At 38.1% G+C, this 20873-nt stretch carries 20 protein-coding genes; 10 read left to right on the top strand and 10 right to left on the bottom strand.

Annotated features, from left to right (window positions below; translation table 11 throughout):
- Positions 1 to 12: 12 nt before the first annotated feature.
- Positions 13 to 1011: a glycoside hydrolase family 43 protein gene (locus MM214_RS10100; protein ID WP_241294960.1), complete on the bottom strand. Its 999-nt coding sequence runs from the start codon at positions 1009 to 1011 to the stop codon at positions 13 to 15.
- 185 nt (positions 1012 to 1196) lie between these two features.
- On the opposite strand from MM214_RS10100, the gene MM214_RS10095 reads away from it, so the two are divergent.
- Both MM214_RS10095 and MM214_RS10090 read left to right on the top strand, forming a co-directional pair.
- Positions 1197 to 2483, top strand: coding sequence for a metal-dependent hydrolase family protein (locus MM214_RS10095; RefSeq protein WP_241294957.1), 1287 nt, complete (start codon positions 1197 to 1199; stop codon positions 2481 to 2483).
- Positions 2484 to 2667: 184 nt separating this feature from the next.
- Positions 2668 to 5724, top strand: a complete 3057-nt coding sequence (locus tag MM214_RS10090) for a CHAT domain-containing protein (RefSeq protein ID WP_241294955.1) — start codon at positions 2668 to 2670, stop codon at positions 5722 to 5724.
- Here the strand turns inward: MM214_RS10090 and MM214_RS10085 are convergent.
- Together MM214_RS10085 and MM214_RS10080 are read right to left on the bottom strand one after the other, a co-directional pair.
- Complete coding sequence (locus tag MM214_RS10085; RefSeq protein WP_241294952.1) at positions 5704 to 6432, bottom strand: tetratricopeptide repeat protein; 729 nt, start codon at positions 6430 to 6432, stop codon at positions 5704 to 5706. The two genes, MM214_RS10090 and MM214_RS10085, sit on opposite strands and share 21 nt — an antisense overlap.
- Entirely contained in the window at positions 6416 to 6961 is a 546-nt protein-coding gene (locus MM214_RS10080) for an RNA polymerase sigma factor (RefSeq protein WP_241294949.1), read from the bottom strand. The genes MM214_RS10085 and MM214_RS10080 overlap by 17 nt, the downstream gene beginning before the upstream one ends.
- 69 nt (positions 6962 to 7030) lie before the next feature.
- Here MM214_RS10080 and MM214_RS10075 point away from each other — a divergent pair, with 69 nt between their 5' ends.
- From MM214_RS10075 to MM214_RS10065, 3 genes are all read left to right on the top strand, one after another.
- The gene (locus tag MM214_RS10075) at positions 7031 to 8416 is read left to right on the top strand and encodes an OmpA family protein (protein ID WP_241294947.1); all 1386 of its coding nucleotides are present in this window, start codon (positions 7031 to 7033) and stop codon (positions 8414 to 8416) included.
- Positions 8417 to 8506: 90 nt separating this feature from the next.
- Positions 8507 to 9139: a hypothetical protein gene (locus MM214_RS10070; protein WP_241294944.1), complete on the top strand. Its 633-nt coding sequence runs from the start codon at positions 8507 to 8509 to the stop codon at positions 9137 to 9139.
- An 18-nt stretch (positions 9140 to 9157) separates the two neighbouring features.
- Positions 9158 to 9715: a hypothetical protein gene (locus MM214_RS10065; RefSeq protein ID WP_241294941.1), complete on the top strand. Its 558-nt coding sequence runs from the start codon at positions 9158 to 9160 to the stop codon at positions 9713 to 9715.
- A gap of 354 nt (positions 9716 to 10069) precedes the next feature.
- Here the strand turns inward: MM214_RS10065 and MM214_RS10060 are convergent, their stop codons facing one another.
- Positions 10070 to 10462 carry a VOC family protein gene (locus tag MM214_RS10060; RefSeq protein ID WP_241294938.1) on the bottom strand — a complete coding sequence of 131 codons (393 nt, stop codon included), beginning with the start codon at positions 10460 to 10462 and terminating at the stop codon, positions 10070 to 10072.
- Positions 10463 to 10828: 366 nt separating this feature from the next.
- Between MM214_RS10060 and MM214_RS10055 the strand changes: the two genes are divergently transcribed.
- Genes MM214_RS10055 through MM214_RS19125 form a run of 3 tightly spaced genes read left to right on the top strand, consistent with a single transcriptional unit; the run spans position 10829 to position 13383 of the window.
- A complete protein-coding gene (locus MM214_RS10055) occupies positions 10829 to 11086 on the top strand; it encodes a FeoA family protein (RefSeq protein WP_241294936.1) in 258 nt (85 codons plus the stop codon).
- A gap of 48 nt (positions 11087 to 11134) precedes the next feature.
- Positions 11135 to 13261 (top strand): ferrous iron transport protein B, encoded by a 2127-nt coding sequence (gene feoB, locus MM214_RS10050; RefSeq protein WP_241294934.1) that lies wholly within the window; start codon positions 11135 to 11137, stop codon positions 13259 to 13261.
- Positions 13183 to 13383: a FeoB-associated Cys-rich membrane protein gene (locus MM214_RS19125; RefSeq protein ID WP_353959764.1), complete on the top strand. Its 201-nt coding sequence runs from the start codon at positions 13183 to 13185 to the stop codon at positions 13381 to 13383. Before feoB ends, MM214_RS19125 begins: the two co-directional genes overlap by 79 nt.
- A 276-nt stretch (positions 13384 to 13659) precedes the next feature.
- Here MM214_RS19125 and MM214_RS10045 read toward each other — a convergent pair whose 3' ends face one another.
- The 6 genes from MM214_RS10045 to msrB all read right to left on the bottom strand — a co-directional run bounded on the left by MM214_RS10045 (position 13660) and on the right by msrB (position 18605).
- Positions 13660 to 14616, bottom strand: a complete 957-nt coding sequence (locus tag MM214_RS10045; RefSeq protein WP_241294932.1) for a hypothetical protein — start codon at positions 14614 to 14616, stop codon at positions 13660 to 13662.
- Positions 14606 to 15664 (bottom strand): cytochrome-c peroxidase, encoded by a 1059-nt coding sequence (locus MM214_RS10040; RefSeq protein WP_241294930.1) that lies wholly within the window; start codon positions 15662 to 15664, stop codon positions 14606 to 14608. Before MM214_RS10040 ends, MM214_RS10045 begins: the two co-directional genes overlap by 11 nt.
- Positions 15665 to 15677: 13 nt before the next feature.
- Positions 15678 to 16514: an MbnP family protein gene (locus MM214_RS10035; RefSeq protein WP_241294928.1), complete on the bottom strand. Its 837-nt coding sequence runs from the start codon at positions 16512 to 16514 to the stop codon at positions 15678 to 15680.
- Positions 16515 to 16862: 348 nt separating this feature from the next.
- On the bottom strand, positions 16863 to 17207 hold the full coding sequence (locus MM214_RS10030; RefSeq protein WP_241294926.1) for a hypothetical protein: 345 nt from the start codon (positions 17205 to 17207) through the stop codon (positions 16863 to 16865).
- Positions 17208 to 17518: 311 nt separating this feature from the next.
- The gene (locus MM214_RS10025) at positions 17519 to 17893 is read right to left on the bottom strand and encodes a hypothetical protein (RefSeq protein WP_241294924.1); all 375 of its coding nucleotides are present in this window, start codon (positions 17891 to 17893) and stop codon (positions 17519 to 17521) included.
- 202 nt (positions 17894 to 18095) lie between these two features.
- Complete coding sequence (msrB, locus tag MM214_RS10020) at positions 18096 to 18605, bottom strand: peptide-methionine (R)-S-oxide reductase MsrB (RefSeq protein WP_241294921.1); 510 nt, start codon at positions 18603 to 18605, stop codon at positions 18096 to 18098.
- Positions 18606 to 19271: 666 nt separating this feature from the next.
- Here msrB and rfbA point away from each other — a divergent pair.
- On the top strand, positions 19272 to 20156 hold the full coding sequence (rfbA, locus tag MM214_RS10015) for a glucose-1-phosphate thymidylyltransferase RfbA (RefSeq protein ID WP_241294919.1): 885 nt from the start codon (positions 19272 to 19274) through the stop codon (positions 20154 to 20156).
- Positions 20157 to 20348: 192 nt separating this feature from the next.
- Positions 20349 to 20867 carry a cupin domain-containing protein gene (locus MM214_RS10010; protein WP_241294917.1) on the top strand — a complete coding sequence of 173 codons (519 nt, stop codon included), beginning with the start codon at positions 20349 to 20351 and terminating at the stop codon, positions 20865 to 20867.
- The last annotated feature ends 6 nt before the right edge of the window (positions 20868 to 20873 follow it).

Here is a 20873-nt window from a genome sequence, read left to right as displayed (position 1 = left end):
GTTCACTCACGCTTAATGAACAGCCTCTACACCTTCTGTAGTCATGACGATACGCTTGAGTGTACCATCTTCATTGTAATGTAGTTTGTCAATACACACAGATCGGCTATAGCTACCTCCGTCGGTATTGATGCCACCATTATGATACAGAAAATACCATTCTCCCTTGTACGCTATGATACCTTGGTGATTGGTGTTGCTGTTACCCGCAATTTCATTTAGAATACCTTTGTATTCGTAAGGCCCTTCGATGTTGTCAGCCATGGCATAAGCGATTTTTTCAGGAAATTCGGTAGCATAAGTTAGGTAATATTTGTTGTCTTTTTTGTGAATCCAAGGAGCTTCTGTAAAGGAGAACCCATCAAATTTCATTTGCTTGATTTCTCCATCTATTGAAATCATATCGTCATTCAATTTGGCATAGTAGCATTCTCTATTTCCCCAAAAGATCCATGCTTGTCCATCATCATCGATGAAAGTGGCAGGATCTATACAGGCCCATGAGTGTGTAGAAGCAAAACAATCTTCATTGGTAAGTAGTGGTTTGCCCAAGGCATCCTTGAACGGTCCTGCGGGATTATCAGCCACAGCCACACCAATTCCAGTCCAGTTGGTACTGATGTAGTAATAGTACTTTCCGTTTCTTTCTTGTACATGCCCAGCAAAAGCATCCCCACTTTTTGCCCAAGCAAAATCAGTGATTTTTAAAGGGACTGGATATTCTGTCCAATTCTCCATATCAGTAGTAGAAAACACCAGCCAATCTTTCATCTTATAATTGGTCTGATTTCCTTCATAGTCATGACCAGTGTAGAGCCACAAGGTATCATTTTTGATGATCGCAGCTGGATCTGCTGTGAATTTGTGCTTTATAATGGGATTACCATTGGATTTGAATCTGTACAGATCATCTTGAGCTACGACCGAAGCCACAGATGCCATTGACAATGTCAAAATACTGAGGGTTTTTATAAATTTTCTCATAAGGTTCTCATCAGCTCCATGAGCCATGTTTAGGGTTTAAGTTATCAACAGGCAAGATATAAAAAATAAGTGTAATAAATACATTTAATAAGAAGAAATTGTTAATGACTTGATGATTGATCGGATATTCGAGAAAAAACAGTACATGCCTTAAGTTTACTTTTACTAGAATTTTTGTAGCTTGGAGAGTCAACCATCACCAGATAGTCAATATGAAAAGAACGATACCTACTTTGCTTGTCCTCATGCTATGCTCACCTCTATGTCATGCCCAGAAGTCCTACATCCACGCAGGTAAAATGATAGATGTGAAAAATAAAAAAACACTTTCTGAGATGACTATCATCATCGAGGAAGACAAGATCATCGCTGTGGAAAGCGGCTATTTGGATCCGAATCAAGGTGATGACTTGATTGACCTCAAAGACAAGACAGTCATGCCAGGCTTGATGGATATGCATGTACATTTGGAAAATGAAACCAGTCCAAAACGCTATTTGGATAAGTTTGTTGACAATGACGCTGATATAGCTTTCAACGCCATGGTATTTGCAAAGACTACCTTGATGGCTGGATTTACAACTGTGCGTGATTTGGGTGGCTCAGGAGTAAATATTTCTTTGCGCAATGCCATCAATGCAGGTAAAGTAGAGGGGCCAAGAGTGATCACTTCTGGAAAGTCTATAGCACCCACAGGCGGTCATGCAGATCCTACCAATGGTATGCGGAGAGACTTGATGGGGGATCCAGGGCCTGAAGTAGGGGTGATCAATGGAGTAGCTGATGCAAGAAAAGCAGTAAGGCAACAAGTGAAAAATGGGGCTGATGTCATCAAAATCACAGCTACTGGAGGAGTGCTCAGTGTCGCCAAAGATGGAAATGCACCTCAATTTCAACAAGATGAAATCAACGCTGTCATTGAGACGGCCACTGACTTTGGTATACATGTAGCCGCGCATGCTCATGGGGATGAAGGTATGAAGCGTGCAGTCAAGGGAGGAATTCATTCCATAGAGCATGGCACTTATATGTCTGAGGAGACCATGGACATGATGATCAAGGCAGGCACTTGGTATGTTCCCACCATCACTGCTGGAAAATCTGTAGCAGACTATGCTAGGATTCCTGGCTACTATCCAGCAGCTGTCAAAACAAAAGCTGAGACTATAGGACCGTTGATTCAGAGTACTTTTGGAAAAGCATACAAAAGAGGTGTGAAGATAGCATTTGGTACAGATGCTGGAGTATTTCCTCATGGCGAAAACTACCGAGAATTCATATACATGACTGAAGAAGGGATGCCTAATCTTGAAGCTATCCAAACCGCAACTTTGAGGGCTGCTGAACTTCTAGGAATGCAAGATAAATTAGGTGTCATTGAAAAAAATATGTACGCTGATATCATTGCAGTCAATGGAGATCCTGAATCTGACATTCATGCCATGAAGGAAGTAGCATTTGTAATGAAAGCTGGTGTAGTATACAAGCTTGATCAATGAGATAAAGCATCAATCTTGCGAATCGCTTCATTCTCCGTCCAAATAATATCATCGATCAATACAGAAAGTATCTCTTTGGTATCTTTGATCTGGCATTAGGGTTTGTACATATTTTTAATTTTTCACTAGAATAAATGTTAAAAATTTTATATTTATAACAAATTATGTTATTGACTAGTTTATTATGCCAAATATACTTTTGTTGATCAATTTCATTTTTGCAGTTGTAACTCCTCGTATACAGGACACATTTGTCCTTGAGAAATATTATCAAGACAGGGTTTATTTAGGTTCAAAATCAATTCCTGACAGTATCCTTAAGCCACATTATGAATATTGGTCTTCTAAGTTACCTAAGAAGTTACAGGCTCAAGACCATTCCGATTTGTTTTTGTTTTTGGCTACATGCCATTTAGAGAAAAAGAATAAATGGTCTGAGGAAATTATTGCTTTGCTGAAATCTGAAGATTTACAGCAGTTTCCAAAAAATGATTGGAGAAATTCAGTGGTCGATTATTTAGATTACCTAAACCAGGGAGCCAAAATTGGAAAATATGAAATTGACACGCTAAGGAAAAAATTAAAAATGATCAAACAAGCCAGCCCTAGTAGTCCCGAATGGATCGGTTTAGCTACTGACAAGCTAGGGCGCACATTTTATGATCATAATCAATACGATTCAGCACTGCATTACCTAGAGACTGCTGGTAGGATATTTGAATCATCAGGGTATAAACTTTATTTGGTCAATAACCTGACCATGCAAGGTGTGCTTTGGGATGCCAAGGAGCAGTTTGCAAATGCAGCCAAAAAATACGAAGCTTCCATCGAAGTGCTTGAAACTCTGGAAAACCCTCCCTTGGGTACTTTGGGGGCAAATGCATATAATATTGGTTTGATTTACGATGATCGATATGGGAATAGTGCCAAAGGAATACCGTTCTACTACAAAGCACTGGCATATGACAGTAAGGGAGGAAAAGGCAATTTTGGTATAGTTTCGGAAGACTATGCGGCATTGTCTAGGTGCTATATCAAGTTGGGAGATTTGTTGAAAGCTGAAAAATATGCAAAGCTGTCTGTCCAATATGCCAACCAAATTGATCCATCTTCTGGATTTGAATATGCCAAGGCACTATTGATTAATGCAGAAGTGTACAATGCCAAACAACAAGTCAGTTTGGGTATATCTAAAGCCATAGAGGCATTGGAAATTTTCAAACGAATAGAAAAATCAAGTAAAGTTGATCTGAGAAGGCAAAGATCTTTGACCAATAATCTATTAGGTAAGATTCATTTAAACGCTGGGAATTTTACTGAAAGTAAAGCTTACTATACCGAGGCGATAAAATTGGCCCAAGAAATAGAAAGGGATGTATTTCTATTAGAGTCCTACCCGGGATTGATTCAAGTCGCAATAGAAGAATCAGATTGGAAAACCGCCCTCAAGCAATGGGAAATGTGGGGTGATATCATCCAATTGAAATTCCAAGAAGCAAACTATCACATACAACTTCACGAATTAAAAGGTTTGGAAATAACGTTTCGTAGTGGTGCGTATGAAAATGACGAACTATTTAAGTACAGACTGAATAGATTTTTGGATCTTCCAGGGGCTATGATGATGCATCATTTGCAAGCCTTGAATTTGAAAACGCTCCTCATCCTAAATAATAGTAGCGATAGGGAAGAGGCTTTACAACACTTGGCAAGTCTCCAAAAAAAGCTTTATGAATACCTCAATTTCCAGCATCATGTCCAAAACACAGCATTGCAGCTTCCTGAGCTGAAAAAAGTCGTGAAAAATTCCCTTGAGTTAGGTTTTTCTTTGAGTCGTGATTTACCTGGGGATTCTTTGAACTTGCTAATTTTTAATTTGATAAGTTTCAATAAGAGCCTAGGAAACATACCCAAAAGGATTCATTCAAATGCTGAAAAAAGTGCCTCTGAGCTGCTGAGAAGTGAAGCAATTTTGTCAGAAAGATATGCAGAAGTATCCTTCATGATACATTCACACCAGGCTGCTCAAAATATCATAAAAAGTCAAGAAGTCATGGAACTGTACAGGGAAGAACAAGAGATTGAGGAAGAGTTGTTGAAAATCAGAGATCAATTGAGACTTGCTTCAGAAATGAATTTTTATGCCCATTTTGCTTCTCCTGCCCATTCCCTGAAGCAGGTCCTAAGCAACATCCCGAAAAGAGAGCTTTGGGTCGAGACTTTTATCCTAGATCAAGACTTGTATTCAATCTTTTTGGATCAAAGCAAAATTGAGCTGGGACACAAAAAGCTTTCCATTGATCAAATTGATCAATGGAAGAAAGTATCCAGACCTAGCACGGGTAAACTTCCCATCTCTTCTATGCCCCAATGGAATGATTTATTTGATAAGGATTTTACAAATTTTGAAAAGATTATCTATGTGCCAGACTCATGGCTTTCTTTTATGCCATTGGAAGCGTTCAATTTCGGGAATAATTTCTTGATTCATGCTGTAGAGATTGTGTATGACGTCAGCTTGATGGACAGGTTCAGAAGAGGAACTCTAGCGAGTAAGAAGAAATCAACATTTTGGACAGGTTTTGCACCAGTGTATGAATCTAAAAAATTAAAATATGCAAAAGATGAAATTGTGAAAATTGGACAAATCACACAAGGCAAAAGTTTTGTAGGAAGGGAAGTAAATAAGGATTTGTTCAAGGCTGAGGCTGCCAAGGCTTCGGTATTTCATTTAGCAGCTCATGGACACACAGAGTCATCAAATCCAGGGTTCAACGCCATGATTTTTGGAGAGAACCTAGAGGACTATCTCACCGTGAACGAAATCTACGATTGGAGTATTGATTCGTCTTTGGGCGTATTAAGTGCCTGTAGTTCTGGGATTGTTAATGTCGATGAAGGAGCGGGCTTGTTAAGTTTAGGAAGGGCCTTTCATTTTGCAGGAGTGAAGGCATTAGTGATCAGTCTATGGGATATACCAGACAAACAATCAGCATTGATTATGGAGTTGTTTTATAAGAATTTACTACAAGGCATGGATAGCTCCACAGCCCTCAGAAAAGCCAAAATCCAATACATTCAGCTTACAGAAGATGAGGTATTCAAGCACCCTTTTTATTGGGCAGGTCTTGTTTTGGTAGGTGATGAATTACTGGAGACTGATCAGGTGTCCTACTGGTGGTTGATTTTGATTGGGCTACCTCTATTGCTCTATCTTGCTCTAAGGAAGTTTGGCAAGTAAAGATTCAGCAGCGCTTACTTTATAGTCTCCATTTTCTACGATATTTTCCAACACCTTCCGGGCTTCGCTAGCGTTGTCAGCTTGTAAGTAGGCCAAAGCCAAATACCATTGAAAACGGTACTTGAAGTCATATGATACCTCAGCCTGAGGATTGAGGTTGTAAATCGCTTCAGAAGTTTGATTCAATGCCAAATGTGCCGAGCCTATGTACAGGCTAAGGTCTATGGAACCTGTTTCTGCTTGCAATTGCTTCAAATATGGAATGGCTCCTTCATAATCACCTTCTTCATAAGTTGAAAAAGCCAAATTGACAAGCTCATCTTGATCCCCCCTGGTAAGTGGGTAGCTGATGTTTTCAGCTGGCGTATAGAAAGCTTGGTAGAGTTTCATGGTCGAATTATCTCGATATATTACCCAAAGTATAGAGATCAAAAGCCCCACCAAAAATCCCACAATTGCAGCATACTTTATCAAAGGGAACTCTTTCCTCTTTACAGTGCTGAATTCTTTTTCGTATTCGGTGAATTTCTTTCTCCATGCCATATCATCCTCTTCATGCATCGTTTTTTTCAGCGCTGCCTGAAATTGTATGGCCTCTTTTACTGAAGCATCTTCTTTGATAAGTTTTTTTAGCTCTTGCTCTTCTTCGGAGCTGATTGTGCCATCGAAAAATTTCTCAATGAGCTTTTCTTTATCTTTCTTTTCCATTTAAAACCAATGTTTTGAGTTGCTTTAGACAGCGGCTTTTTTGAGCCCTGACGGTATTTTCGTTCTCGTAATGTTCCCTTTGGGTGATTTCTTTTATACTTAGTCCCTCAAGATAAAAGGATGTTAACAGTTTACGGCAAGAATTACCAAGTTCTTTAAATTTTACCTTAATGGCTTGTATCAATTCTGTCTGGTCTTCATCTTCAATGAGAGGATATGCGACATCTTTGATATCTTCCTGTATTATCAGGATTTCTTTTCTTTGAGCTTTGAAAAGGTCATAAGCTTTGTATTTTCCAATGGCATAAAAATATGTCTTGAAACTAACCGATACATTTTCAAGTGTTTTAGATTTGGCTTTTTTTCTCAGTACCAAAATACTCTCATGAAAAACCTCGATAGCTTGCTCTTTGTTGAGTCCAACTTTGATTAAATATCGAACAAAATCTTCACGATGTTCACGATAAAATGATTTGTAAAAAATATCATTATCGCTTTGAAAGCCTAAAATGATTTGTGTATCAATCATGATTTTTTCAAAATGATGTTAATGCCTTAGAGGTTTTGAATACTAATGTAATGACTAAAATTAGTAATCATGAAAAACATTTTTCAAAAAACCATTTTCACCCTCTTACTGATAAGTCTGAACTTCCACGTGAAGGCTCAAGATATCAAAGAGAAAATCAATAGAAGGGCAGATCGTGCCTCAGAAAGGGCACTGGACAACCTTGAGGAAAAAGTATTCAATACCAAGATAAAATTTCCCAAAAAAAAGGACAAAGCCCAACAAGAAGAGGACAAATCAAAAGATGACTCTTGGAACGACCTTCCATTATCCCATGAGGATAAAATCGAACCACAGCAACAAGTTTCAAGCAATCAAAGCAAAGATTTGAAGTCATATTCTAATTATGACTTCATTCTTGGGAGTAAGATTTTGTTTGCTGAGGACTTTGCTACTACTCCATTGGGAGACCTGCCAGATGGATGGAATACTTCCAGTAGCCTGGAAGTAGTGGAGCTCAATAATTACCCAAACCGATGGGTCAAGCTAGCTAAGGGTCAAAATGGGTTCACTCCTTTGGATTTAGGAGAAATACCAGAAAACTTCACCCTTGAGTTTGATTTGGTACTCGATGTTGACCCGCAAAAGTTTGCACCAAATACTCGATTCATCGGCGTAGTGCTCAATGACCTAGCCGATGCCAGTATGCAGCTTGGAAATTGGCGAAGTGGAAATCATTGGATATTCCTAGGGATAAGTAAGAATGAAAAGTATATGCACAAGGTGTGGAAGCAAAGTGAGTACAACGAATTGACAAAAAATCCCATACCACTATTGAGCAAAGAGAATCTACAAAGAGGCGATAAGATAAGGGTGTCTCTTTGGAAGCAAAAGCGAAGAATTCGATTTTACCTCAATGAAGAAAAAGTATTTGACATCGTCCAATCCCATCCTGAAGCTATACCATTTCGATCCTTGAAGTTTTATGCTGACAATGCCAATGAAGGGGAGTTTTTCTACATTTCAAATATCAGAATGGGAGATGAGCCTCCAGTAATCAAATCTCAACTTGCTGGAAGTGGAATTCTAGAAGCGACAGGCATTTATTTTGAAAGTGGAAGCTCAGAAATCAGGCCTGAATCCTATCCAAGTCTCCATCAAATAGCTGAATTTATGAAAGCTGATGGAGGAAGCTTTTCCATCGCAGGTCATACAGACAATGTAGGCAATAGAGAATCCAACAGGCTGCTATCTGAGCAGCGTGCAAGTGCTGTAAGAAATACCCTCATCAAGGTCTTTGGAGTACATACCAATCAGCTGGCATCCATAGGATTTGGGATGAACTATCCGCTGTATGACAATGACACAGCAGAAGGCAGGTCTCAAAATAGAAGAGTGGATATCATCAACCTCTCTATCATTCCAAATTATGAAGAAAGACTTTCCAAGGCTGTATATGGAGACAATAGAAGATAGTTCATGCATCAAGGGATTCAGGTATGTTTCGGAAATCAGAATTCACAAAGCCCGCTTAAAATCATCATCAACCTTCAAATTTTATTTAAAATGAAAAATCTAATTTACTTACTCCTCATGTTTTGGACAGTTACTGTGTATGCTCAAGAAGCCACATTTGTGCCGACTAATCAGAAAATTCAAGTATCCTCCAAAGATGGAGACTATGAGCAAATCCTGAAGCAAATCGCCGAGGAAATACCCCAATTGTCCATGAGTGAAAGTATGCTCGGTAAAAGGTCTGGAAGAGATATGGATGTCAAGATTGTCTATACGATTAGTGAAAAAGGAAAAACTATATACAAATCAGAAGCTTTGCCAGCAAGAATTTCCACCAAATCAAATAATCTTGTCCTATTCAACAATGGCTTGGAGGAAAGTATGATCAATACTTGGGAAAAACAAGGATTCATAAGAAGGCAAGTAGGGAGAATCGAGGATCCAGATGCACAGACAGGCACTCTCCCAATACCTCCCAAAGCTGGATCTGGAAAGACAATTCCAAACCAAGGTGAAAAATCAGGAGGTCTTTCACAGCCTGTAGGAAAAGTAGAAAAGCAAGGGTTCATAAGACGGCAAGTAGGAAGAATCCCAAAGACATCCTATGAAATCAATGTTCAAGTCCAAGTGCCAGGTCAAAAAGGGAATTCTCAGCCTGCCAGTTTTATTGTCAACATCATTTAAACTTTTATAATCACAATCATGAAAAAAGTCATTTTACCATTATTTCTAAATATGATCTTACTTGGCTTAATAGCCTGTGGACAAAATCAAAGTGAAGATCAAGAACAAGAAGATACTCAAGTCTCTAAAACATCCAATCCAAGGAATTTTAATGCTTGTAAAGGAATCAAAGAATCAGATTTTAGAGAGATTTTCAAGATTTCAGATGATTATCAGACTGGAGATGTTTCTGCTTTCAATGTCATGCCAGAGTCATCTTGTGTTTTGGCGGTAGGAAAAGACGGAAAACAACTCGCTATTATGGTAAGCTTGTTAGCAAACCCAAGCACTTTTGATTTGGTTGGCAATAGGGTGATTGAAGAGTTTAAAACAGCTCCTGCTGATGATCAAATCTCTGGACTTGGAGAATTTGCAGTGATCAATGAAAACAAAACTAGAAAAGAGTCGGCGCTAGTTGTAGTAGAACAAAAGCATGTCATAACGGTAGCTCTTGATCATTCTAATACCTACACCAAAGAGCAAGTAAAAGAAATGCTGCAAATGTTTTATAAGCGATGGAGAAGCTTACAAAATTAACAATACTTTGATTCCAGTGTTAAGGGCTGGATTCTCAGCGCAAGTAAATACGCGCAAAAGTATCAGTTATCATACCATACAGAGGGCTTTTAAATTCAGAATTAAAGGTTTTATGAATAAGTTATGGAAGATATTTTACTCTTGTTTGTTGATCCAGATTTATTGTTTAGTTTGTTTGAAATTCTTCCTCCGTGTGAAAATGAGAATGCTTATTTGACTATAACCACTTGTCAGGAACTTCGCTGATCCAATGGTGAATGTTAAAAAAAAGAGAAACAGGCTCAAGTAATCATTAACCTGCATGCTATGCAGCTTGATGATTTCAACTTGAGCCTGTTTAGTATATTGAATGATCTATTGATTTGAATGGAAACCTATAGTATTGCCTTCGGTGTCCATGGCCAAGGCCACAAATCCATGTTCACTGATTGAAAATTTGTCTTGTATGATCTTTCCTCCGGCAGCTTCTACTTTGGATAGTTCAGTAGTACAATCTTTAGAGGTGAAGTAAACTAAAGTCCCACCAGTGCCAGGTTTGAAATCACTGGTTTTGCAAAGGGCTCCACTGATGTTTAATTCACCTTCTGCCCAAGGGAAGCAGAGCATTTCAAGGTCACCAAAGTCTCCAGGACTTTCCATAGGAGTTAATTTGATCCCCAATACTGTTTCATAGAATTTTTGAGCCCTGCTCATATCTTCTACATAGATTTCTACCCAAGCAAATGGGTTAAATGAATTTTGAGCCATAGTATATCATTTTTCTGAATGTAGTTTTTCGGTAAAAAAAAAAAATAAATGCACAGCCGTTTTTATACAAGAAGAAGTAATTCATTCCAATAATAGAATACTTCGGGATTTGTTTCAACTAATACCTGGATCATGAAAACCCCCAATATGACTTGAATATTAGTATCTCTCCGGATTTACATTAAAATTTAAATGCCAATAACATCTAAATGTAATGATTTTCAAAAATATTTTAGAGAGAAATAGGCTTGGAACTTTTGAGATAGAGATTCTTCTATTTTAAATTGATCTAAATAAAATTGCTATATACAGAATTACTTTTCATTTTTGTGTTCAGAATAATATTTTGAGAAACAGGAGAGGTTTATGAGTTTAAATGCATCAAAAATGCCAGCAGACATCGCCCACAAGATTGTCAAACTTGATGATTCAGCTATTCACATCAACATGATAGAAATTGGTTTGGGTATTGGAAAGACAATTACACGATGTCACAAGGCTCCATTTGGAGGTGCAATGGCATTCGAAGTGGAGGGTAATATGGTATGCATGAGACCTGCTGAAGCACAATTGGTGATCGTAGAAGAGATAGCCTGCGATTTCAAAACAGAAATTGAGCTGTAGTCACCCATTATCAGGAAATTCTCTACCTTAATGCCTCTGGCCTAAGCAATGAACGAAACTATAAAAAGCAAAAAGGATATATTTAGCATCGCCTTGATAGGTAATCCGAATGTCGGGAAATCCAGTATTTTTAATCAGCTCACTGGACTAAATCAAAAAATTGGTAATTACCCTGGGCTTACAGTTGATAAAGCATCTGGTTTTTTGAAGGATTCCCATAGGAAATATGAATTGGTAGATTTGCCTGGTACTTACAGCCTTTATCCCAAATCAGAAGATGAGTTGATTGCTTACAAAATGCTTTCGGGTAAGCAGACAGCTATAGATGCGGTGATAGTAGTATTAGATGCATGTAATCTAGAGCGAAGTTTACTTTTGGGCACTCAGGTCATGGACTTTGGTCTTCCAGTTGCTTTTGTGTTGAACATGAAAGATCTAGCCGAGAAGCAGGGCTTGATCATAAAAACACATGAGCTATACAAAAGTCTTGGTGTACCACTAGCACTAACTGATGCCCGTAAAGTAGAGGGATTAGAAGCTGTAAAAACTTTGATGAAAGCGGAGAGATTTGCTGTCACCCCCCCTTTTATCGAGGTGAGTGAGGTAGTATCAGAGGAAATTTTAATCCAAATCAAAGCTAAGTTTCACCTTGATTCGGATTATCAAGCCTTTCAAATGCTTGTTTTTTTTGATCAAGACAAGGGAATTAGCAGTGAAGATAAGGTTTGGTTACAATCTCTGTGTGATGCTAGTGGGCTAGATAGTTCTGTCGCTCAGCTTGAAGAGGCTAACTTAAGAGTCAGTAAGATTCAAAAACTTTTAGAAAGGTCTATTGTAAAACAAAAGGAAAAGACGAATTCATTTTCTAGGAAGTTGGATCGTTTTTTACTTCATCCAGTCTTTGGTTATGTTTTTTTTCTTGCAATTCTTTTAATGATTTTTCAGGCGGTCTTCGCATGGGCAGAGGTACCGATGGATTGGATTGATGAAGGTTTTGCTTTGGCATCAGCGTGGATATCTGCAGCACTTCCAGAGGGAGTATTTACTGATTTCTTAGCCGAAGGTTTAGTGCCTGGAATAGGAGGAATCGTGATTTTTATCCCCCAAATTGCTTTATTATTTGGTTTTTTGGCCTTTTTGGAAGATACAGGATATTTATCAAGAGTGGTATTCTTGATGGACAGGTTTATGAAACCTCTAGGATTGCATGGCAAAAGCGTCGTTCCATTGATATCGGGCTTGGCTTGTGCTATTCCTGCGGTGATGGCTTCCCGTACGATTAGCAATAATAAAGAAAGATTGATTACGATTTTGGTAGCACCATGGATGAGTTGCTCGGCAAGGTTGCCAATATATATCATCATAATTGGAATCGTAATCCCCGATGAAGTTGTTTTTGGGATCAATGCTCAGGCTTTTGCACTTTTAGGGATGTATCTTCTTGGCACCATCGCCACCTTAGCTGGTGCTTTTGTGCTGAACCTGTTATTTAAGCAAAAGCAAGCGAGCTTTCTTTTGGCAGAAATGCCTATATATAGATGGCCTAGGTGGAAAGCAGTTGGCTTGACCATGTTTTCTAAGTCCAAAGTTTTTGTTTTTGAAGCGGGAAAGGTGATTTTGATGATTTCAATTGTGCTTTGGGTACTTTCCAGCTATGGCCCTTCAAGTAGAATGGAGGCCTTGGATAGTGAAGAAGAATACTTGCTAGCCAGTGCAGAGTCAGTAGAGGAACAGCAAGAGATTGCTGAGCTGTATGCTTCCAAGAAGCTAGAAGCTTCGTATATGGGGATCATGGGAAAAGCCATTGAACCAGCAATCAAACCATTAGGATATGATTGGAAAATTGGGATTGCCTTGATTACATCATTTGCAGCACGAGAGGTGTTTGTAAGTACCATGGCGACGATATATAGTATAGGAGGTGATGTGGAAAATGAGCTGACGATACGGGAAAAGTTGGCAAGTGAGACTAGACCTGATTCGGGCGAAAAAGTTTTCAATTTGGCTACTGGACTATCATTGATGGTTTTCTATGCATTTGCCATGCAGTGTATGAGTACTTTGGCTGTGGTGAAGCGGGAGACCAAAAGCTGGAAATGGCCAGTAATTCAGACAGTCGCCATGACGGCTATTGCTTATTTGGCAGCATTGATCACTTATCAGACTTTGGTATAGTTATGTGGCAAGAATTGATCGTCTTTGGATTGTTTGTTTCCGTGATAGGCTATGTGGGTTATGCGACATTTCTCAAAAAGAAGAAGAAAAAAAACGGATGTGGCTGTGATGGGTGCGGGTGATTGACTTCTCTTATGTCAGGATCCATGATGGTTTTTTTTGGCTCTAATAAAGTGATCAAGTAGGGTCTTGATTTCAAATATTTCACTTGACCGTCCTGTAAGTGAAAATTCTAATATCAAATTATTGAAAATCATTTAATATCCAATTGACACTTTTTTTGTTTTTAGGGATATCAAATCCCGCTACCTTTTTTATGAAAGCAGCGGGATTTTATTGATTGAATGTTTGAATTAATTTTATCAAAAATCTGATTATTCATGATTCTTGAATGTTACTTAATCAAAACTGAAGACATTCTTTTTGTTTGATTTCCCTATAAATGCAATCATGTTCACAGAAAATCGCCCTTTGGACTCTATGTGAACATGATCATCACTGTTGAAGCTTTGACTTATGGGAAGTTGGTAGTTGGCATGAAGCATCATCTTGCTAAACTGAACCTGTACTCCTGCTTGGGCAAAGGTCGCAGATCCGCCACTGTTGACTTGATAGAATCCTTCAAAGGTGTGTGTACCAGCTGATTCATGGTATAGCCCAAGCATTGGAATAGGAAGCACTTTTTCAGCTTTTGGTTTATAGAAGATACTGCCTTGTAAGTTGTATTGATTTCCAAATCGGTAATCAATAGCATTGGCGGTATTGATCTTGTACACTCCTTCTATGTTGAGTCCCCAGCGGTTTTTCATCGTGGTGTAATTCCCCATAGTGATGAAATCCCAAGACCCACTACCTAGCTGAAAGTTAGGGTTGATCAACTGGGTAGTTTGAGAGAATTCAAAATCTGCCAAAGGTGCTTTGATACCACCGCCAACCCATAAGTTGTGAAGCCAGGCCTCCATAGGGTTTCCTTTTTGATCCAATACCTTATAATTCAGCATCATCATAGGGTCACCAAGACCCCTCAAGGTTTCTTTTTCATGACTTCCTACCATATCATTGTATAAGTATGGAAGTACAATATTGAGCTGAAGTCGCTCTCTGATCGCAATTCTTCCCATGATATCTAATCTTTGGTATTGATCATTAGAGTATTCAAACTGTCCAGCATGCATCATCTCTGCATAGAAACGAGCTTGTGAATACTTGATACCTATGAAGTGCGCTTCGTTTTGAGGAATAATCCCAAAATTGAACCCACCTAAAGCACAGCCGCAAGCTTCACAAGCGTATGTTTCGATACTTGAAATCAATAAGAAGATGCCGAGGAGGATGTATTTTGCTTTATCTATCATTAGAATTGAAGAATATTGGATTTGAAAGAAAATTATTGTCAGTCAAAGACTTGAGGAAGGCGATGATTTTGGTCTTTTCATCTTCTGAAAGTTGGATCACTGGCTTCCCATCTTTGAAAATAAGCGGATCTATGTTTTCCTGGTCTTGTACACCTTGCGTGTAGTGATTGAGTACTTGCAGTAAGCCTTCAAACCTCGCATTGTGCATGTATGGGCTTGTCACTTCAATGTTTCTCAAGGATGGCACTTTGAATTTTGCCCTATCCTCAGAGACTTCGGTGATAGTCTCTCTTCCGAGATCGCTGATTTGCCTTTGTACTCCATTATTTCTGTAGCTTAGGTCAGTGAACAGAGGTTCTCTATGACAGCTTTCGCAATGCTGCCGAAAGAGTACTAGGCCTTCAAGCTCTACAGCCGAAAGGGCTTGCTGATCTCCCAAGATATACTGATCATACCTAGAATCTGCGGATACCATCATAAGCATAAACTGACTCAGTGCATGCAATACATATGGTCCTGTGACTTCTTCTATACCAAAGACTTCCTTGAATAATGCCTTGTAAGCATCATTTCTTTGGATTCTACCTACTACATCTTCGAAGCTGATGTCCATTTCGATCTCAGACTCAAAGGCAAGGATAGGGGCGAAGTCCAAATGTGTGACACCTCCATCCCAGAAGAATTCTCTATGGAATGCAAGATTGAAGAGTGGGGGAGCATTCCTCTTTCCCTCTCTATCTTCCACACCAAAGCTAAATGGATGAAGCCATGTATCTGCAAATGCATGACTCTGAACATGACAAGAAGAGCAGGCAACAGATCCATCTCTGGAAAGAGATGGATCAAAGAATAGCATCTTGCCTAGATTGAATCCTTTTTCATTGACTTCATTGTTTCTAAAGGTGTAAGTTGGCTCTGGAAAATGAGGGGGTTTTTCAAACTGAAAAAATGAAATAATTGGTTTTTCAGATTGCTGCTCACATCCCATCCAAATCAACAGAATTGCTAATAGGCTAGGCCATAGTACCTTGTTGTGCAATGATTTCATGCGGCGCATTTGCTTATTGATGGGTATGATCGACTACAAATGCACCAGCAAGTTTAGAAGCAAATGCTTTTCCCGCAGCAGGAGAGTGGATATTGTTTTCAGTAGACAAGTCAGCATCTCCTATCACTTTGAGTAAATCCATCATGATATGTGGAGATGGTCTCAGCGTATTGCTTACAGTCACTGTCGCGTCAAATGGTAAGGATACATCTACATTGTTGTCAAAAAATCTCTGAGGCGTGCTATCTCCAGAGGGGATGTTTTTCCAGCCACCGATATGAATCTGAACTCTGTTATCATCTCTGAGTGAGGCATCTGAATGCCCCTCTATGATGTAATTGATAAAACCAGAATTCCAATTCCAAAACCAACCTCCAGCTGCTCTATCCAAAATGCCTCCTACTGCTCCCTCCTGAATTCCATCTTCTCTTACGCCAAGATTGAATGTGATTTTGTTATATTGACCATGAGGAATTCCCTTCAAATGAATATTGTATGTTTCTGAATTCCCCTGCACAACCTGATAGTAGCCTTTGATCTGATTGGCATCAGCAGATGCATTCATTTCGTCAATGAAAAGCTCACCGTTTGGCCCTTCCAGCTTGATATGACTGATGTAGTATCCGAATCTGGTTAAGTTGAATTTTTGTCCAGAGTTATTAGTGTACCTGTAATTGGTACTACCCACTTCATCTACAACCATGGTTTGATTGCCTACATAATTGTCAAATTTGACAATCATTTCACCTGTGGTGGTAAGTGTTGGGTCTTCCTTATCTTGGCATGAATAACTTACTATAGATAGGATGACAATAGTAATGATGGAAAATATTTGCTTTACGTTTTGCATGATTTTTTTATTTTTAAGCTAAGTGCTTTTACTTCTATTTCTTAATATGATTATACGCTTTTGCCAGTAGCTTCAATTCATTGGCTCAACAGGTTACTAATGGTCAATGTCCATAAGTATCCAATATCAAATTATATCGGAAGTTAGATAAATCGGAATTTTGTAATGTTATTGGCAAAGTTCCGTTTATCCATATTTCTTAATATGAAAAGCCTAGATTTCTTAAGGTTTTCTATAATTTATTTGATGAAAATATAAGCTTTTGGCAAAGTGAATTGATCCCCAAATTTTGTTTGATGGGAATGTTTTCACTTGCAATAAGTTTTTTGAATCGAAAAACTAGCAAAATCAACAAGTTGGTGGTTTTTCCAGCTTGCTGATGTCAGTTTGATAGGGGATTTGTAAAAAAAAGTCATTTGAAATGACCAATGGCTCAAAGATGAGTGTGATGACATGCTCTGCGCCTTCTGCTAATGTAAAAAGATGAAAGTCAGAACGAACCTCCATAAAATCAGCTTCTGAGTTATGGCTAGCCTGATCCAGTTGCTTGTTCAAGTAGCATTGTCCATTACATTCAGACATGATTGTGTCTTTGTTTTCACAGAACATTTCAGCAATGAAAGATCTGTTCAATTGAAAATTGACACAAATGACTGAATAGACCATGCTGTTCAACACAATCAGCCAAGCCATACATATAATGCACAGTGTTCGAAGCATATGACAGTTTATAGTCGAGGGTTTATGGACTATTTTAAATTCTTTAATGTAATTATGAATTAATCACCCATGATAGGCATGAGGATATTTTTAATTCCATGAATCCTAGATTTTTCAAAGTACTCTTGGATGCAAGAAGCGAGAGCTGTTTCATTTTCACAGTTCATCTTCTTACACCAATACCAATAATTCCTATTTGAGCAAATTTTTCAATTTGGCTTTAAATCAATTTGACGAATTTTTGATAAAATTAGTGTCTAAGAAAAGTAATTTCATGGAACAATTTAAGCCTGCGGAGGATTGTCAAGGCTGTCAAAAAATGCAGACAAATAATGATCTATTTTTAGATCTGAATGCAAAAACAAAGGTATAATTGAAATGTGTATTTCAGGCATTTTGAACTCCTGAAAAATGAACTGACCAAAGTCCATCGAAAAGGTATGCTGATCTTTTTGTTCTTGTTTTTCTTTCTCAGCTGTCAATTGTTGAGATAAATAACACTTTCCATCACATTTCAATTCAGGTTGTGATTTGTTGATACAAAAGTTTTCAATGATAAAACTTTTATTCAATTCATAACTCCCTTGAATCACAGAATAAACCATTCCATTCATCAGAATGAGAAGTCCAAGTGCGATATGTATTATGCTCTTCAACACGAGCGCAAAGATAGAACAGATATTTGAATTGCTAAAGTAAACTGTATGGATTTAATATCAACAGCTTCCAAGAGCATTGATATCCACAAAGATGCAAAGTTTTGTAGGTTGTATAAATGCCAATAAATGGACTGCTACCTTATCAACTTTACATACTTTGTGGACAAATAAATTTTTAAAACTCCCTTTAAAGAACTGAGGTTTACTTTTTGTCTTTCGCCTCAGGAGTTTTCTTCTCGAAAGTTAACGCTCCAGAATTGACACAATATCTTTGTCCTGTTGCGGTAGGACCATCATCAAAAATATGTCCCAAATGGCCATCACATTTGGCACAGGTAATTTCTATTCTTCGCATGCCATAGCTATTGTCTTGAGTCTTTTTGATTTTTCCACCTGCTATTTCCTTGTCAAAGCTAGGCCATCCACAGTCAGAATCAAACTTCATGTCATCTGTAAACAAAGCTTCACCGCATCCAGCGCAATGATAAGTCCCTTTTTCCTTAGTAAATACAAACTCACCAGTAAAAGCTCTTTCTGTGCCTTTTTCGCGAAGTATGTAGTATTGTTCAGGTGTTAGTTTTGCTTTCCATTCCGCTTCGCTTAGTTTGACTTTAGAAGCATTTGTAGCGTTGGTGTTACTTTTCTTGCTTTGCGCCCATGATGTATTTGCAAGGGCTAGCATACAAATGAGAAATGTGAATATAGTTTTCATAATTTTAAGAATTGGTTTTTCTGATTATATGTTTTTTTGCCAGTAACTTCAATTCATTGGCTCAACAGGTTGTTAATGGTCAAAATCCATAAGTATCCAATATCAATTTATATCGGAAGTTAGATAAATCGGAATTTTGTAATGTTATTGGCAAAGTTCTGTATATCCATCTTTGTTTTTTTTATGATGTTGAGTTTCTTTACCAGTTATTTCATACGTCGATTTTCACCAGTTTTTATGATTAGCATAATTTATCGTGGCGCATCCATTTTCAACCATGATTTATAATGATCCAAATCGATTGTGGTACTGTACATTTATAGCGTGCCGTATTTTCATAACTAATTTTAAAATTGTATTGCGTTAAAAGGGATTTTCAATTCCAATATGCGTACCATTTTTTCTTTTGTTATGTCTTAAACACGGCATTTTATTCAATTGTTACATACGTAAAGAATAGCAAAAGGAGATTAGAGATAAAATCATGTGCATAATAACCAAACTTTAAAATTTTTACTTTTTTATCTCAATAATACTATCTTTGATACTTCATATGAATCAGGTAGCTAGTCGGTGTTTCATGTAAGTGTTTGATTATATTACCTGATTCAAATCCCGAGTGTTTCGGTCTATGCTATGTCACCAACTTAATACTTTATTTTACGCATGAAAGGAATAATTTTAGCAGGAGGCTCGGGTACGAGGCTTTTTCCAATTACAAAAGGAACATCTAAGCAGCTTTTGGCCGTATACGATAAGCCAATGGTTTATTACCCTTTGTCTGTATTAATGCTTGCAGGTATCAGGGAAGTTTTAATCATTTCGACGCCCGATGACCTTCCCAATTTTGAGAAGCTATTTGGAGATGGTTCAGATTTAGGGATAAGTTTAACCTATGCGGTGCAACCAAGTCCAGATGGATTGGCGCAAGCTTTCATTATTGGTGAGCAATTCATTGGAGATGATTCAGTTTGTTTGGTATTGGGGGATAATATATTTTATGGTCATGGATTGACAGAACTCCTTCGCAAATCAAAAAAAGCAGCGGAAGAAAGAGGAGAGGCGACTATTTTTGGATATTATGTCAATGATCCAGAACGCTATGGTGTGGCAGAATTTGACGAAATGGGAAATGTGTTGAGTATCGAAGAGAAGCCAAAAGAACCCAAGAGTAGTTATGCGGTCATTGGTCTCTATTTCTACCCTAATTCAGTCATAAGAATAGCAAAGGAAATCAAACCTAGCTCAAGAGGAGAGTTGGAAATCACTACAGTGAATCAGACTTACCTCAAAGAAGAGAATCTCAAAGTGGAATTGATGGGCAGAGGATATGCTTGGCTAGATACAGGTACGCATGAATCAATGCTGGAAGCATCAAATTTCATCCATACCATAGAGAAGAGGCAGGGATTGAAAGTAGCATGTTTGGAAGAAATCGCATATGAACTCGGATACATTTCTAGAGAGCAGGTATTGAAGCTTGCAGAGCCTCTAAAGAAAAATGATTATGGTAAGTACCTCATCAAACGTGTGGAGCAAATCAAGAAATAGTGATTTCAAAACTTAAAAATAGATTTCCCCTGTACTATCAAAATGCAATCATGATGAAAAGGACTTAAATTTTCATACCAAAATTTATGTTAGGTAGACTGCCTGAAAGTTTTACCACAGAGAATGAAAATATAAAGTTCTGAAAGAAGTGAACAAAGAAAAAAACTGATAAATAAATAACACCTAGAAACTATGCTTACCTATCAACCTAATAGCACATCAACAAAAAGTGAAGTTTTTCAAGAAGTCAAATCACATATTGAATCTCTTGGATTTACAATCGTAGATCATGACGATACAAGACCGTGGGGAGCCTTTTTGGTGATAGATCCAAATCAGATTGAGGCGTTTCAGAAGCATTTCTTCGGAGAAGTTTCTTTAAGTTTTGAAAGTGATTTGTCTTATAGTCCCAAGATTCTGATGGTAGCTCCTTCTCAAAAATTGTCTTGGCAGTATCACTATAGAAGATCGGAGCTATGGAAGCTGGTATCCGGTGAGGCTGCGATAGCAAGATCTTTGGAAGATATAGAGCCAGAGGCAGACAAGATGGAGATGGATGAGCTGGTGAAACTTGCCCAAGGTGAGCGTCATCGTCTGATCGGTCTTGAAGGCTGGGGAGTAGTAGCGGAGATATGGGTTCACACTGACCCTAAACAACCTTCTGATGAATCTGATATTGTCAGATTACAGGATGATTATGCTAGGAAATGATTGTTA

It is taken from the genome of Belliella kenyensis, assembly GCF_022549675.1.
Lineage (GTDB): Bacteria > Bacteroidota > Bacteroidia > Cytophagales > Cyclobacteriaceae > Belliella > Belliella kenyensis.
This window is presented reverse-complemented; position numbering and strand designations above follow the sequence as displayed.

Excerpts from the sequence above, each read along its gene's own strand:
- MM214_RS10100 (WP_241294960.1), bottom strand. The coding sequence starts at position 1,011 with ATGGCTCATGGAGCTGATGAGAACCTTATGAGAAAATTTATAAAAACC.
- MM214_RS10095 (WP_241294957.1), top strand. The coding sequence starts at position 1,197 with ATGAAAAGAACGATACCTACTTTGCTTGTCCTCATGCTATGCTCACCT.
- MM214_RS10090 (WP_241294955.1), top strand. The coding sequence starts at position 2,668 with ATGCCAAATATACTTTTGTTGATCAATTTCATTTTTGCAGTTGTAACT.
- MM214_RS10085 (WP_241294952.1), bottom strand. The coding sequence starts at position 6,432 with ATGGAAAAGAAAGATAAAGAAAAGCTCATTGAGAAATTTTTCGATGGC.
- MM214_RS10080 (WP_241294949.1), bottom strand. The coding sequence starts at position 6,961 with ATGATTGATACACAAATCATTTTAGGCTTTCAAAGCGATAATGATATT.
- MM214_RS10075 (WP_241294947.1), top strand. The coding sequence starts at position 7,031 with ATGAAAAACATTTTTCAAAAAACCATTTTCACCCTCTTACTGATAAGT.
- MM214_RS10070 (WP_241294944.1), top strand. The coding sequence starts at position 8,507 with ATGAAAAATCTAATTTACTTACTCCTCATGTTTTGGACAGTTACTGTG.
- MM214_RS10065 (WP_241294941.1), top strand. The coding sequence starts at position 9,158 with ATGAAAAAAGTCATTTTACCATTATTTCTAAATATGATCTTACTTGGC.
- MM214_RS10060 (WP_241294938.1), bottom strand. The coding sequence starts at position 10,462 with ATGGCTCAAAATTCATTTAACCCATTTGCTTGGGTAGAAATCTATGTA.
- MM214_RS10055 (WP_241294936.1), top strand. The coding sequence starts at position 10,829 with ATGAGTTTAAATGCATCAAAAATGCCAGCAGACATCGCCCACAAGATT.
- feoB (WP_241294934.1), top strand. The coding sequence starts at position 11,135 with ATGAACGAAACTATAAAAAGCAAAAAGGATATATTTAGCATCGCCTTG.
- MM214_RS19125 (WP_353959764.1), top strand. The coding sequence starts at position 13,183 with ATGGCCAGTAATTCAGACAGTCGCCATGACGGCTATTGCTTATTTGGC.
- MM214_RS10045 (WP_241294932.1), bottom strand. The coding sequence starts at position 14,616 with ATGATAGATAAAGCAAAATACATCCTCCTCGGCATCTTCTTATTGATT.
- MM214_RS10040 (WP_241294930.1), bottom strand. The coding sequence starts at position 15,664 with ATGAAATCATTGCACAACAAGGTACTATGGCCTAGCCTATTAGCAATT.
- MM214_RS10035 (WP_241294928.1), bottom strand. The coding sequence starts at position 16,514 with ATGCAAAACGTAAAGCAAATATTTTCCATCATTACTATTGTCATCCTA.
- MM214_RS10030 (WP_241294926.1), bottom strand. The coding sequence starts at position 17,207 with ATGGCTTGGCTGATTGTGTTGAACAGCATGGTCTATTCAGTCATTTGT.
- msrB (WP_241294921.1), bottom strand. The coding sequence starts at position 18,605 with ATGAAAACTATATTCACATTTCTCATTTGTATGCTAGCCCTTGCAAAT.
- rfbA (WP_241294919.1), top strand. The coding sequence starts at position 19,272 with ATGAAAGGAATAATTTTAGCAGGAGGCTCGGGTACGAGGCTTTTTCCA.
- MM214_RS10010 (WP_241294917.1), top strand. The coding sequence starts at position 20,349 with ATGCTTACCTATCAACCTAATAGCACATCAACAAAAAGTGAAGTTTTT.